The sequence below is a fragment of the Bifidobacterium santillanense genome (assembly GCF_018555385.1).
GTDB lineage: Bacteria > Actinomycetota > Actinomycetes > Actinomycetales > Bifidobacteriaceae > Bifidobacterium > Bifidobacterium santillanense.
The window spans coordinates 98901-113527 of the sequence record NZ_JAFEJS010000006.1; the positions used below are offsets into that span (position 1 = coordinate 98901).

Annotated in this window: 10 protein-coding genes and 1 pseudogene; 8 read left to right on the forward strand and 3 right to left on the reverse strand. The window is 66.8% G+C overall.

From position 1 onward, the window contains the following. Window positions 1-171: 171 nt before the first annotated feature. A complete protein-coding gene (gene rsmI / locus JS528_RS07040; protein ID WP_420838205.1) occupies window positions 172-1161 on the forward strand; it encodes a 16S rRNA (cytidine(1402)-2'-O)-methyltransferase in 990 nt (329 codons plus the stop codon). Here the strand turns inward: rsmI and JS528_RS07045 are convergent. Further along, window positions 1148-1912 carry a hypothetical protein gene (locus JS528_RS07045; protein ID WP_214358374.1) on the reverse strand — a complete coding sequence of 255 codons (765 nt, stop codon included), beginning with the start codon at window positions 1910-1912 and terminating at the stop codon, window positions 1148-1150. The genes rsmI and JS528_RS07045 overlap by 14 nt on opposite strands. Window positions 1913-2055: 143 nt before the next feature. On the opposite strand from JS528_RS07045, the gene metG reads away from it, so the two are divergent. Beyond that, complete coding sequence (gene metG, locus JS528_RS07050; protein ID WP_214358375.1) at window positions 2056-3933, forward strand: methionine--tRNA ligase; 1878 nt, start codon at window positions 2056-2058, stop codon at window positions 3931-3933. A gap of 401 nt (window positions 3934-4334) precedes the next feature. Here the strand turns inward: metG and JS528_RS07055 are convergent, their stop codons facing one another. Beyond that, complete coding sequence (locus tag JS528_RS07055) at window positions 4335-5780, reverse strand: C1 family peptidase (protein WP_214358376.1); 1446 nt, start codon at window positions 5778-5780, stop codon at window positions 4335-4337. A 339-nt stretch (window positions 5781-6119) separates the two neighbouring features. Between JS528_RS07055 and JS528_RS11745 the strand changes: the two are divergent. Then, window positions 6120-6506, forward strand: a pseudogene (locus JS528_RS11745) (ABC transporter ATP-binding protein); the annotation flags it as partial. A gap of 139 nt (window positions 6507-6645) precedes the next feature. On the opposite strand, the gene JS528_RS07065 reads toward JS528_RS11745, so the two are convergent. Further along, window positions 6646-6870 (reverse strand): SDR family oxidoreductase, encoded by a 225-nt coding sequence (locus JS528_RS07065; protein ID WP_240541386.1) that lies wholly within the window; start codon window positions 6868-6870, stop codon window positions 6646-6648. A gap of 70 nt (window positions 6871-6940) precedes the next feature. Between JS528_RS07065 and JS528_RS07070 the strand changes: the two genes are divergently transcribed. The 5 genes from JS528_RS07070 to JS528_RS07090 all read left to right on the forward strand — a co-directional run bounded on the left by JS528_RS07070 (window position 6941) and on the right by JS528_RS07090 (window position 14152). Further along, window positions 6941-8494 (forward strand): MFS transporter, encoded by a 1554-nt coding sequence (locus JS528_RS07070; RefSeq protein WP_240541387.1) that lies wholly within the window; start codon window positions 6941-6943, stop codon window positions 8492-8494. A 26-nt stretch (window positions 8495-8520) separates the two neighbouring features. Further along, window positions 8521-9480, forward strand: coding sequence for a TatD family hydrolase (locus tag JS528_RS07075; RefSeq protein WP_214358378.1), 960 nt, complete (start codon window positions 8521-8523; stop codon window positions 9478-9480). A gap of 226 nt (window positions 9481-9706) precedes the next feature. Next, entirely contained in the window at window positions 9707-12052 is a 2346-nt protein-coding gene (locus JS528_RS07080) for a KUP/HAK/KT family potassium transporter (protein WP_214358379.1), read from the forward strand. Window positions 12053-12109: 57 nt separating this feature from the next. Next, window positions 12110-12979 carry a class II glutamine amidotransferase gene (locus tag JS528_RS07085; protein ID WP_214358380.1) on the forward strand — a complete coding sequence of 290 codons (870 nt, stop codon included), beginning with the start codon at window positions 12110-12112 and terminating at the stop codon, window positions 12977-12979. 351 nt (window positions 12980-13330) lie between these two features. Next, window positions 13331-14152 (forward strand): HD domain-containing protein, encoded by an 822-nt coding sequence (locus JS528_RS07090; protein ID WP_214358381.1) that lies wholly within the window; start codon window positions 13331-13333, stop codon window positions 14150-14152. Window positions 14153-14627: the final 475 nt, after the last annotated feature.

Genomic DNA, 14627 nt, shown 5'->3' on the forward strand with positions numbered 1-14627 from the left:
GCCTTCTTCCCCCGGACGTGTATTTCCGCAAAGCAGATTACTCGTCTCGTCGGCGAAGCGTTCGGTCCACGGCGCGATCCCCATGGTCAGGTGGACGGCGTCTGTCCATATTGCGGTCCGCATGCCGATTTCAGTGGAAATTCACGTCTCCGCGACGGACGGCGTACGGGTGTGGGGGATACTGGAGACATGACCAATGCAGACGACGCAATCGAAGACCTGTCCGCCGCGACCGAAGGCGCGCCCGCGCCCGCGCCCGTGACGACGACGGTGCGCATCCCCGCCGGCACCGTGGTGCTCGCGGCCACCCCGATCGGCAACGTGGGCGACGCCTCCGACCGCCTCAAGGCGCTCATCGCCAACGCCGACATCGTCGCCGCCGAGGACACGCGCCGCCTGTTCGACCTCGCGAACCGGCTCGGCGTGCACGTGAACGGCCGCGTCGTCGCCTACCACGACCACAACGAGCGCGGCAAGGCCGACGGTCTGCTCGACAACGTCGAGACCGGCGCGACCGTGCTCGTCGTCTCCGACGCCGGCATGCCCACGATCAACGACCCGGGGCTCGCGATCGTGCGCCGCGCCATCGAACGCGGCCTGCCCGTCACGTGCGCGCCCGGCCCGTCCGCCGTGCTCGACGCGCTCGCGCTGTCCGGCCTGCCGACCGACCGCTTCTGCTACGAGGGCTTCCTGCCGCGCAAGCACTCCGAGCGCATGCAGCACCTGCGCACGCTCCAGGGCGAGCGCCGCACGATGGTCTTCTACGAGACCCTGCACCGCATCGACGACTCGATGGACGACCTGCTCGAGGCGTTCGGCCCCAACCGCCGCATGGCCCTGTGCCGCGAGCTGACCAAGGACTACGAGCAGATCCGCCGCGGCACGATCGTCGAGATCCGCGACGGCGTGCGCGAGGACCCGCCGCGCGGCGAGATGGTGCTCGTCGTCGCCGGCGCCTCCGACGAGGAGGCGAGCGCCGCCGCGCCGAGCGCGCTGTCGACCGAGGACCTCGCGCGCCTCGCCATCGACCGCGCGCTCGAGGACGGTCTGCGCATCAAGGAGGCGATCTCGCAGGTCGCCGACGAGCATCCGCTGCCCGACGGCACCCTGCCCAACCGCAAGCAGATCTACGCCGCGGTGCTCAGGCTCAAGCAGGACTGATCGCGTTGGCGTCGACGTCGACGGGCAGGGGGTCGGCCGGCGGCCGGCGCAGCGCGTAGACGCGGCTGACGTCGCGCAGGAAGGCGCGCGCCTGCGGGGCGGTCGCCATGCACGGGTTCTCGTCGAGGATCGTCATGCAGTCGCCCGGCGTGAACTCGTACGCCTCCATCAGGTCGGCGATCGGGACGACGGCGAGGTCCGGGCGCTCGCCGGCGAGCGACGCGATGTCGCACACCGTGCGCGCCGGACGCGTGACGCTCAGCGAGCCGATGCGCGCCAGATCGCGGCGGGAGACCTTGCGCGAGAACACGCGCACGCGACGGCCGTGCTGCGCCGTGCGGTAGTGCGAGCGCGACAGCACGTCCACGGTGTCGGGGAAGTCGCCGCCCATCCACACCCACAGCGCGGTGAACGCGCACGCGGCCGTCGCGAACGGGATGATCCTGCACATGATCATCGCGCGGCCGTACAGAGTGTCCGCGTGCTCGGTCCAGTAGCCGCTGCGCACGTCGAGCGTGCTGATCGAGCCCATGAGCGACAGGCGCTTGAGGCTCAGGGGGCCGGGCAGGTCCCGGTCCACGAGGATCGGCGGGATGAGCGGCTGCGGGGGAGCGTCGTCGGTTGCCGCCGCGGGGTGGGCGGGGCTCACGCCCGGCGGTGCGCCGGCCGCGGGCGTCCCGTCGCCGCCCGGCCCGTTGCTCGGGGTGCCGATGGTGCCGTTGGTGATGTCGGTGCTGTCGGTGCTGTCCATGGCCCGACGATACCGTTTCGCCGCACTCCCCGGGGGTGTGGCCCGATCGGCCGCCACCGCGGTGGACGCATCGGTGGATGAACCGTGGGCGGCCGTCGATCCGCCGCCGGACACTTCCAGCGTCGAGGATAGAGTGGGACCTCATGAGTCATATTTTGGTCAATGTTGCATGGCCGTACGCGAACGGCCCCCGTCATATCGGTCACGTGGCCGGTTTCGGCGTTCCGTCCGACGTGTACGCCCGTTACGAGCGCATGAAGGGCAACGACGTGCTGATGGTCTCCGGCACGGACGAGCATGGCACCCCGATCCTCGTCGAGGCGGAGAAGGAGGGCGTCACCGCGCAGGAGCTGGCGAACCGCTACAACCGCGTCATCGCCAAGGATCTGTGCGATCTGGGTCTGAGCTACGACCTGTTCACCCGCACCACCACCGGCAACCACGAGCACGTCGTCCAGGAGATGTTCAAGCAGTGCCTGGAGAACGGCTACATCTACAAGGGCACGCAGAAGGTCGCGATCTCCCCGTCGACCGGCCGCACCCTGCCGGACCGCTACATCGAGGGCGAGTGTCCGATCTGCCACGCCGAGGGCGCGCGCGGCGACCAGTGCGACGCCTGCGGCAACGAGCTCGACCCGGACGAGCTCATCAACCCGGTCTCCAAGATCAACGGCGAGACCCCGCGCTTCGAGGAGACCGAGCACTTCTTCCTCGACCTGCCGGCGCTCGCCGAGGCCAACCTCGCGTGGCTCAACACCCGCGAGGGCTGGCGCACCAACGTCATCAACTTCTCCAAGGGCCTGTTCAAGGAGGTCAAGCCGCGCGCCATCACGCGCGACATCGACTGGGGCATCCCGGTGCCGGTCGAGGGCTGGATCGACAACCCGAACAAGAAGCTGTACGTGTGGTTCGACGCCGTGATCGGCTACCTGTCCGCCTCGATCGAATGGGCCCGTCGCAAGGGCGACCCGGAGGCATGGCGCGCCTGGTGGAACGACCCGTCCACCCCGGGCTACTACTTCATGGGCAAGGACAACATCACGTTCCACTCCCAGATCTGGCCCTCCGAGATGCTGGCCTACAACGGCCAGGGATCCAAGGGCGGTCAGACCGGTCCGATGGGCCCGCTCAACATGCCCGAGCAGGTCGTCGCCTCCGAGTTCATGACGATGGAGGGCAAGAAGTTCTCCTCGTCGCGCGGCATCGTCATCTACGTCAAGGACATCCTGTCGCGCTACCCGGTGGACGCCGTGCGCTACTACATCTCCATCGCCGGCCCGGAGAGCTCCGACTCCGACTTCACGTGGGCCGAGTTCGTGCGCCACAACAACGAGGAGCTCGCCTCCTCCTGGGGCAACCTGGTCAACCGCGTCGCGAACCTCATCGCCAAGAACTTCGGCGAGATCCCCTCTCTCGACGAGGATTCGATGACCGACGGGGACCGCGCGCTCCTGGACGAGACCCGCGGCGCGTTCGCCACGGTCGGCGGCTTCATCGAGAACCACCACCAGAAGGGCGCGCTCATCGAGGCGATGCGCGTCGTCGGCGACATCAACAAGTACATTTCCGCCGAGGAGCCGTGGAAGATCAAGGACGACGAGAAGCGCCTGGCCACCGTGCTGCACGTGGCCGCGCAGGCCGTCTCCGACGCGAACCACCTGCTCGCGCCGTTCCTGCCGCACGCCTCGCAGAAGGTGTGGGAGGCCCTGGGCGGCAAGGGCGTGTTCTCGCCGCTGCCGCGCCTCGAGGAGGTCGAGGATCTCGACAAGCCGGGCTTCCGCTACCCGATCATCACCGGCGACTACAAGCTCGGCGAGACCGTCCACCCGTGGGAGAGCGAGCCGATCGAGGTCGGCGCGCCCGTCGCCAAGCCGACGCCGATCTTCGCGAAGATCCCGAAGGAGGCCGTCGAGGAGGAGCTCGCCCGCTTCGACGAGGCGCTCGCCGCCCGCAAGGAGGCCGAGGCCAAGCGTTTCGCCGAGGCCAAGGCCAAGCTCGCCGCCGAGGAGTCCGAGCAGTAGTATCCTCCGTCCGCCGCCCCGGCGCATGATCGGGGTCGCGGGCGTGCCGGTCGAACGGTGACCGCACCTTGTGATGCATCGGTCCGAAACGATTCGGATCCGATGGTCGGAAGGTGCGGTTCTGCATATGCGCGCAGGCCGTGGGCCTCCCTCCCCGACGGGAGGTGGAAGCGGTCACAAAGCCATCACATAGTGTTGAGGGTTTTCTCAGGAACGTGCATCATTCCTTCAAGCAACCGGCGGTTTACTGTTACCTGTCAGCGGTTGAAGTTGCATCCGCGGGCGAGGTCTTCCGGACCCCATAACTGAACCCTTCTTCTCTCTTCTCTCTCACCCGGCGGCTTTCTCACCGCCGGGTTTCTTTTTGCTTGAGAGCACGGGCGCCGACCGGCGCCGAATGATCAGCGGCAGCGGCGCGTGAGGGGCTGCCAGGGGTCGAGCTCGACCGGCTCGGTCTCGAGGGCGGCGAGGGTCGCGTCGTCCAGGAACTCCCTGCGGATGATGAGCTCGGTGACGAAGCGGTCGAACCACTTGTCGGACATCACGTAGTAGCCGTCGACGCCGTTGTCCTTGCCCCAGCTGTTCTCGACCTTCCAGCGGTTCGGGCGGCCGTCCGCGTCGAGGTTCACGCCGGTGAAGGTCATCGCGTGGTTGCTCGGGCTGTCGCCGTACTCGAGGCCGAGTTCCTTGTCGAGGGTGAACTCGGTGCCGAACAGACGGTCCACGCGCACGACGGACTGGTCGAAGAATCCGCCCTTGCGCAGCGAGAACTGCGTGCAGTCGCAGGCGAACCAGATCGGGTGGCCCGCGGAGAGCTGGGCGACCGCGGCCTTCCTGAACGCGTCGAGCGGCACGTTGACGAACTCCATGTCGCCGGCCTCGGCCACGTTCGCGCTGTAGCGGATGCGGTAGCGCCTGCCGAACGGGCGGTCCTTGAGCGGCGCGTTGGCGAGGGTCACGAAGTCGTCGACGTCGACCGGCACGTACTTTTTGTAGAACTCGAGCGGGGTGATGCCGGTCTCGCGGATTTGCGGGCGGTCGTCGATGCCGGACTTGTCCTTCTTGCCCTTGTCCTCGGACTTGTCGTCCTTCTTGTCGTCGTCATCGTCGCCCTTGGTGCGCGCGAGGAAGTCGAACTTCTCCGGCGGCTCGCCGAGCGCGATCGCGCAGATGCGGTACACGACCGCCATGCACTCGTCCTTGTAGGCGCGCATCTCGTCGACGCCCGCGCCCTCGGCCGCGTGGCGGCGGCGCATCTCGGCCGCGAACTCGCGCAGCTTCGAGTTGAGGTACTGCTTGAAGTCGTCCGAGTCGCGCGAGTTCGCGGACTCCGGGTAGGCGCTCTTGGGCACGAGGCCGTACTTGTCCACCAACGCGGCGAACATCTGCCACCAGCCGCCGTCGTCCGACGGGCCCCAGTTGACGGCCTCGAAGAGGCGCGAGTCGCTCGCCTCGTCGAGCGTCGCGAGCACGTTCTCGAGGTAGGTGTTCGACTTCTCGACCGCGTCCCAGAAGAACAGGTAGGTCTCGGAGAACTCGAAGTCCTCGAGGTTCCAGCGGTGCATGAGTTCGTAGCGCAGCGTGTTGAGCGAGGCGAACATCCAGCAGCGGCCGGAGTGCTCCTGGTTGGTGATCGAGCCTTGCTTGAGCTCGATCGAGAAGTCGCGCGGCAGCTCGCGTGCCCCGCGGTAGTCGGTCGCCGCCTTGAGCACGCCGGCCGAGACCGCCGCGTCCGCCGCGACGAGGTTCGCGCGGTCCGCGTTGAAGTCCTTCGCGTACGCGCGCAGCAGTTCGGGCCTGAGCGCCTTGACCGCGTTGTTGCCGGTGTTGTCATTCGTGTTCGCCATCGATGCTCCCCACATGACTGATAGGTGTCCGGCCGTGGCCGGGCGCGATTTTCCAGCGGCAGTATATGACATTGACGTCCGGGTGAACGAAACACAGAATTTACATGACGCATCTTGACGGATTGGCGACGTTGTGAAAACTCCGCGAAAGCCTGCTGGGAGGCCGATGCCGGTTCGCCGGGAAATCAAGGGGTGGACCCCGAACGCATCCCGAAAACGTGACCTGCACTACATACGGGTGTGTCATCTGTCAATACCCCATCTCGAATAGGGGGATTTGGTTGGCGGGCCGAGCCGCTCAAGGTGCTGCACAAGTCCCGCGCCGAGATCAACACGCGCATCGACGAGCTGGTCTCCGCGCTCGACGTCTCCATCCAAGCGGGCGTGATCAACCTGCTCGAGGACCTGCAGAACAAGCTGGGCGTGACCTACCTGTTCGTCGCGCACAACCTGTCGGTCATCCGCCACATCTCCAGCCGCGTCGCCGTGATGTACCTGGGGCACATCGTCGAACTCGGCCCGACCGAGGAGATCTTCGACCACCCGCTGCACCCGTACACCGAGGCCCTGCTGAGCGCCCCGCCGGCTTCCAGACCCGTCATTGGGAGAACATCGGCTGGCAGAAGTGACAGACTTCCCGTCGGAGTGGTCCCGGGGCGGAGCAGTACACCGCCCCGCGGTCCGGAGGGAATGATCACAGGGCGCGTGCGTCTTTACCTCTCCTGAATTTCAGCGCACGCGACCCGTGATTGGCTGTGCCCTCCCGGGTCGATGCGCGGGTTTCTCCCCCGCGCCATCGCCCCGGGAGGTTTTTTATAGAATCGTGATTTAGTAAATTACGATTCGACACTTCGTGGTGGCCGTCTTACAGCACGGAGCGGGTGTCGTTCTCGTAGGAGTTGCGGCCCTGGCCGGTGGCCGCGGTGGTGCCGCCGTCGACCGGCACGACGAGGCCGGTCAGGTACGCGGCGTCGTCGGAGGCGAGGAACAGGGCGATGCCGGCGCAGTCCTCGGCGCGGCCCGCCCGTGTTGTTTCGCGTCGCTTGCGACCAATATGCTGGAGACGACATTGTGCGGAATCGCGCATCATCGATCGATGACGTTCATGGCAATCATGGATGGTCACGGGATCCCCGGAGTCGGAAGGCGGACTTGGGAATATGTCTGATATCGACAGCAAGGCGTTGCGCGCGGCGATGAGCGGCCCCGGCCCCCGCAAGATCACGATGCGGCAGGCCGTCGGCTTCGGCGTCGGCGACTGCTACGGCGGCGGGCAGCTCACGCTCATCGCCACCTACCTCTCCCTGTTCTGGACGCGCTTCTGCGGCATGTCGATCGGCACCGCGCAGACCGTGATCGGTCTGAGCGCGCTCGTCTCAGCCGTCGCCGCGCTCGTCTTCGGCGTGCTCGACGACAACCTCTACCGCTACGACATCGGCCTGCGCTACGGCCGCCGCCGCTTCCTGCTCATGATCATCTCCCCGATGATCCTCTTCGGCGTCTTCCTGTGGATCCCCGGCCTCCCGCTCGCCGTATACGCGGCGGCCTACGTGTTCTGGGTCGTCCTCGCGCAGGCGTTCCAGACCGCGTACAACCCGCTGCCCGGCGAGATGACGCCCGATTTCAACAGCCGCACCAAGCTGTCGACCGTGCGCCTGTTCATCTCCACCGGCGCCGGCACCGCGATCCCGGTGGTCGGCGGCATGGTCCTCGCCGCGACCGGCGAGACGAACCCGACCGGCTACATGATCTTCACCATCGGCTCGACCCTCGTCTTCGCGATCGCCGTGTTCGCCTGCTGGCGCTCGACATGGGAGATGACCCCCGACGCCGCCGGGTTCGGCGCCTACGCGCGCGGCGAGAAGCGCGAGGGGCGCGTAGGCGCCGCCCGATGGATGGGCCGCGCGGTCAAGGTGCTCGGCGAGTACGCCTCCACGCTGCGCATCAAGGAGTTCCGCAAGCACCTCGCCATCTACCTGCTCGTGCAGGTGTCGATGGACGTGTTCGGACAGACCTTCGTGTTCTTCGTCGTCTACAACTGGAACCACACCGCCGCGTTCGCCTCGCTGCTGCTCGGTTGCGCGGTCGTCTCCCTGCCGCTCATGCCGTTCTTCGGCTGGCTGATGACCAGGATCGGCCCTAAGCGCCTGTACGCGATCAACTTCACCGGATGCCTGCTCGGCGTCGCATGGCTGTTCGCCGACTGGCTGCTGGTCGGACGCGTCCCCGAGGCCGCGTGGACCGCGCTCGCGCTCGCCGCCGCGCTGTGGTTCTTCGCGTTCAAGTCGCTGTGCGGCTACCTGCCGTGGGCCGTGTTCCCGTACATCGCCGACATCGACCAGATCGTCACCCGACGCTACCGTTCGGCCACGTTCTCCGGCATCCAGGCATCGTTCCGACAGCTCGGCTCGGGCCTCGCCACGATCGCCGTCGGCGTGGTCCTCGACGCGGTCGGCTTCGACGCGACCCGCGCCGCGCAGACGTTCGAGGCCAAGGTCGGCCTCGGCGCGGTCCTGCTCGGCTGGTTCGCCTGCGCGATGGTCGTCTGCTGGATCGTCTCCGCGCATCTCACCATCGACAAGCGCACCGACGGCATCGTCCTGACCGAGATCACCCGACTGCGCAACGGCGGCGCGAAGGCCGACGTCGCGCCCGAGACGCGCGCCGTCGTCGAGCGCCTCACCGGCCTGAAGTACGCCGACTGCTGGAAGTAGGAAGCCGCTCACTACACTGGAGCACCATGAGCAAGCATCATCACCGCGACCGCAGCTGGGCGCCCGCGCCCGAGGCGCTTCCCGAGGACGCCCAGGTCATCGACAACCACACGCACGTCGCCTCCGTCGTGCCGTTCGCCCGCGCGATGAGCCACGAGGCCGTCGCCAAGGGCCAACCGGAGGTCCCGGTCTACGACGTCGACGAACTGCTCGGCCAGGCGGCGGCGGTCGGCGTGACCGGCATCATCGACTGCGGCTGCGAGTACCCGAACCTGAAGCGCGCCATCGACATGGCCGTCGACCACCCGGGCCGAGTCCACGCGGCGATCGCCATCCACCCGAACGAGGCCGTGCGCCACGGCCATCGCGCCGAACCCGGCCCCGACGGCCTGCCCGTCACGTACAAGCCGTACCACGACATCCCGTTCGACGAGGCGATGGCCGAGGTCGCCCGGCTCGCGCGCGAGTATCCGGACGAGGTCGTCGCGATCGGCGAGACCGGCATGGACCTGTTCCGCACCGGCGGCAACGCGATCTCCCTGCAGCGCGAGGCGTTCCGCGCGCACATCGCGCTCGCCAAGGAGCTCGGTCTGCCGATGCAGATCCACGACCGCGACTCGCATCGCGAGGTCATCGAGACGCTGCTGGCCGACGGCGCCCCCGAGCGTACGGTGTTCCACTCGTACTCCGGCGACGCCGAGATGGCCGAGATCGCGCGCGAACACGGCTGGTACCTGAGCTTCTCCGGCACGGTGAGCTACAAGGGCAACGACGGCATCCGCGAGTCGCTGCGCATCGTGGGCCTCGACCACGCGATGGTCGAGACGGACGCGCCGTACCTGACGCCGATGCCGTACCGTGGCCGCACGAACGCGCCGTACATGATCCCGTACACCCTGAGGGCGATGGCCGATGCGCTCGACCTGCCGATCGCCGAGGTGGCGCGCGGCACCCGCGAGACGACCCGCGTCGTCTACGGGGTGTGAGCGGCGGCGCGACCGACCGTCCGCGGGCATGTGAGCGATAACGCGACATCCTCCGCCCATCCGTCGGATCGTTCGATCCGTGGTCATGCGTCGGATTACAGTGAGCCCCGAGAGAAGTTGCGATGATTTCGTCAAGGCACTACCATGTCGTCACGAAATACGCACAAGTGGGAAGTGAAGCACAAGCTCGCGGGTTGCAGTTGGCCCCGCATGGAGGACTGAACGTATGGCTGAGTCGAATCAGAGGTCCGAACGCGCCCGAACGGTCAGCAGCGACGCCCGTGACGCGCATACCGAGCGTGACGAACGCGTCGCCCGCACCGCGCACACCGGCGGCCATCCGGTGGCGCCGGCCATCCGGTCGGCCGAGATGGAGGCCGCCCGCAGGGCCCGACGCGAGAAGGAGGCCCTGCTGAGGGCCGACACCTTCACCAACGCCCCAAAGGTCTCCCGACGCACCTTCACCAAGGAGGAGCGGCAGGAGATCATCAGGCGCAAGGAGGCCGAGGACAAGGAGGCCGAGAAGCTCGCCAACACCGCCGCCAAGGGACGGTTCGGGCGATGGTGGGCGCGGCTGCAGTCCGGCCCGGACAGGATCACGTGGTCGATGGCCATCGTCGCGCTCGGCGTGGTCTACGGCGACATCGGCACCTCGCCGCTGTACACCGCGCAGACGTTCCTGTCCGGCCAGGGCGGCATCGGCAACGCCGACCGCGAGGCCGTGCTGGGCATGCTCTCGCTGGTCTTCTGGTCGATCACGCTCATCACGACCGTTAAGTACGTGCTCATCGCGATGCGCATCGACAACAACGGCGAGGGCGGCATCTTCGCGCTCTACTCGCTGATCCGCCGCCACGGCACATGGCTCGCGATCCCCGCGATGGTCGGCGGCGCCGCGTTCCTCGCCGATTCGGTCCTGACGCCGGCCGTCTCGATCAGCTCCGCGGTCGAGGGTCTGCAGACCCTGCCGCCGCTCGAGAACCTGTTCGACGAGAACCCGAGCCTGACCCTGATGATCACCGTGTGCATCATCGTGGTGCTGTTCATGGTCCAGTCGCGCGGCACCGAATCCATCGGCAAGGTGTTCGGCTCGATGGTGCTTGTGTGGTTCAGCTTCCTCGCGGTCGTCGGCGTCGCCAACCTGTCCAACGACTGGACCGTCTTCGCCGCCCTCAATCCCGTCTACGGCGCGCGGTTCCTCTTCAGCCCGCACAACGCCGCGGGCATCGCCCTGATGGGCACCGTGTTCCTGTCGACCACCGGCGCCGAGGCCCTCTACTCCGACATGGGCCACGTCGGGCGCGGCAACATCTACTTCACCTGGCCGTTCATCAAGATCGCGCTCGTGCTCAACTACTTCGGTCAGGGCGCGTGGATCCTCGCGAACAACCGCAACCCGCGGATCAACACGATGAAGACCCTCAACCCGTTCTTCCAGATGATGACCCCCGACGTGCGCTACATCGCCGTGATCCTGTCGGTGTCCGCCGGCGTAATCGCCTCGCAGGCCCTGATCACCGGCGCGTTCACGATGGTCTCCGAGGCCACGCGCCTCAACTGGATGCCGCATCTGCAGGTGCGCTACCCGGCCCGCACGCGCGGCCAGCTGTACATCCCGGTCGTCAACGGCGTGCTGTGTGTCTCGACCCTCGCCGTGCTCGCGATGTTCAAGGACTCCGAGCACATCTCCGCCGCGTACGGCCTGGCGCTGACGATCACGATGATCACGACGACGATCCTGCTCGCCGTCTACATCTGGCACTCCGGCAGGAGGATCGGCGCGATCGTGTTCCTGCTGGTCTTCCTCGCGATCCAGACGATGTTCTTCATCGCGTCGATGGCGAAGTTCCTGCACGGCGGCTGGTTCACGATGCTGCTGACCCTCGCGATCCTGTTCATCATGTACACGTGGAACGAGGGCACGCGACTCGAGCGCGCCCAGCGCCGCCACATGCAGCCGAAGGACTTCCTGCCCACGCTCGAGAAACTGCACGGCGACTTCCGCATCCCGTACTTCGCGGACAACATCGTCTATCTGACCTCGGATAACGTCACCAAGCGGCTCGACACCGACATCTTCTTCTCGATCTTCGCCGACCATCCCAAGCGCGCCCGCGCGTGGTGGGCGGTGAGCGTCGAGACGACCGACGAGCCGTTCACCCGCGAGTACGAGGTGGAGAACTTCGGCACCGACTTCCTGTTCCGCGTGCGCATCCGCCTCGGCTTCAAGGTCTCGCAGTCGATCCCGGCGTACCTGCACCAGATCATGTACGACCTGTCGAAGACGGGGGAGCTGCCGCAGCAGAAGTCGATCTACCCGAAGGTGGACGCCGACCCGAACATCGGCACGATCCGCTACGTGCTGATCCACAAGGCGCTGATGCCGGAGTCGAAGGTCTCCGCGCGCGGCGCGCTGTCGCTGTCGGCCAAGTACGCGATCCGCCACGTGGCCGGCTCGCCGGTCAAATGGTTCGGTCTGGCGCCGTACAACCCGCTGGTCGAGGTGCAGCCGCTGTTCGTCTCCACGCGCCGGCCCCCGCGCCTCAACCGCATCGAACAGGCCGCTCTATAACCAGCGCTTATAACGCCGGCCGCGCGTCGCGGCTCATCCGCGGTATGGTGACAAACCATGTGCAGATTACTGGGATACGCTACCGCCGGGTTCAACCTCAGCCTTAACGCTATCCTCGGCACAGAGAACGTTGAGGCGTATCGCGAGATGAGCGAGATCCACAACGATGGCTGGGGCTGCTCAATGCTGTACGAGCCGATCGAGACCCCCGGCACGCTCGACGGCGGCGCGCCCGCCCCCGAGACCGGCACCAAGCTCTACAAGACCACCGTCGCGGCCCGCCTCGACCCGGTCTTCCCCGAACTCGCCTCCGAGGCCGCGCGCGGCGGGCTGTGGCACCTGCGTCTCGCCTCCTCGAACCTGCCGCTGATCCTCGAGAACCAGCAGCCGTTCTTCACCAACGGCCTGAGCTTCATCCACAACGGCGACATCTCCGACTCGCACGGCCGCAACATCACCACCAACGACCAGTACCCGGTGAGCAACAGCGTGTTCCTGTCGACCGGCGGCCGCTCCGACTCCGCCATCTTCTTCGCGGTCATCCTCGAATACCTCGGCTTCGGCTACGACCTCGACGAGGCGCTCGCCCAGGCCGTGCGCGAGCTGCGCCAGGCCTACCCGCGCTCCAGCTACAACTGCATGATCCAGTCGCAGGACCAGTTCATCGCCCTGAACGCCGCCGGACGCGAGCGCACGTCGTCGCGCATCGTCGAGATCTACGACGAGTACGGTCAGGGGGAGAAGGCGCAGGACTACCGTGTGATGCGCTACCGCGCGCTGACCGACGAGAACGGCTCTCCGGCCGGCATCGTCGTCGCCTCCTCCGGCTTCGAGCAGTCCGAGGCCGACGGCTGGAAGGAACTCGGCAACGACCAGATGATCGTCGCCTCCAACCGCACCGGCGAGTGGTCCATCCGCTCGATCTGAGCGGTATCGGCTGGACTGTCTGCTTCACGGCTCGCCTACGGCCCTTGCAATTATGGCCGACCTTGCCCGGTCGGGCTTATTGTTTCCTCGCGGCTGTCGCCGTTCGGCCTTGCCGACGGACCGCAATCCTGCGGATTGCCGTCGCGGCATGGCCGCTTCCCTCGCCTATGGATAGTCACAGGACTATCCATGTGACGGTTCGGCTGGACTGTCTGCTTTACGGCTCCCCTTCGGGCTGTGCAATTATGGTCCGACCTGACGGTCGGGCTCATTGTTTCCTTACGGCTGTCGCCATTCGGCCTCGCCTACGGACAGCCCATCGGACCGTCCGCTTCACGGCTCGGTCATACAATGGGCCGTATGGTTCCCACTTTTGAGCAAATCGACGAACTGCACCACAAGATCGCGCCTTCCGAGGCCGCGTACAATCTCGTGCACACGCACTGCGTGATCGTCTCGCGCATTGCCCGCGCCATCGCCCACCGTCAGAACGCCCTCTTCATGCGCCGCTGCACGCTGCCGAAGGATGCGCTTGAGCTCGACCGCGGCGACGACGGCCGCGCCGGCGCATCCGCGCTGACCCTGCCGCCCGAGACGCCCGAGGCCGCCCTCGACGCGCTCGTACCGAGCGAATCCCGTCTCGAGTTCGCCGTCCCGCCGTCCGACGGCATCACCGGCGGCCGCGTGCCCGCGCGCCTGATCGACGAGCGTCTCGTCGCGATCGGCGGCCTGCTGCACGACATCGGCACCTACCGGGTGTTCAAGCACGACGGCAACGACGACGAGCCGCTCAAGTTCAGCGGCAAGAAGTACATCAAGCACGGTCTGCTCGGTTACGAGTACCTGCTCGAGAACGGCGTCGACGAGTCGATCGCCCAGTTCGCGCGCAACCACACCGGCGTGGGACTGACCCGCGAGGACGTCGAGCGTCAGGGCCTGCCGTTGCCGCCGGCCGACTACGTGCCGGTCAACCTCGAGCAGGAGGTCGTGATGGTGGCGGACAAGTACAACAGCAAGTCCCTGCCGCCCAAGTTCGTCTCCGCCGAAGCCTACACGCGCCGCGCCGCCAAGTTCGGCGAGGAGAACCGCCGCCGCTGGCTGGAGCTGCTGGACCAGTACGGCGTCTTCGACGTGCGCCCCATGGCCGCCGAATACCACATGATCGTCATCTGATTCGTCGTCCTCGTGCGGCCCGGCCCCTGCCGTGGCAGCCGCTGCCTTCGGCTCGCGGCAGCCTCTGCCTTCGGCCGCACACGGTGCATGGCAATGCATCACGGCGCTCACTCCGGGTTTCCCACCCTTTGCTCCGGGTCCCCCACGGTTCACTTCAGGTGCCCCACGGTTACTCCGGGTTCCCCACGGTTCACTCCGGGATGCCCACGGTTCACTCCGGGAATTGTTGCGCAATCGCGATACTAATCCCGGAGTAAGGCATACAGCCCCTGGCGTAGCACCACTTGCTCCGGGGTTTTCACGGTTCAGTCCGGGGTTTTCACGGTTCAGTCCGGGGTTTTCACGGTTCAGTCCGGGGTTTTCACGGTTCAGTCCGGGGTTCCCACGCTTCAGTCCGGGATGTCCACGGTCACTCCGGGAATCTCACGCTGTACTCCGGGGATTGTTGCGCAATCGCGATACTAATCCCGGAGTA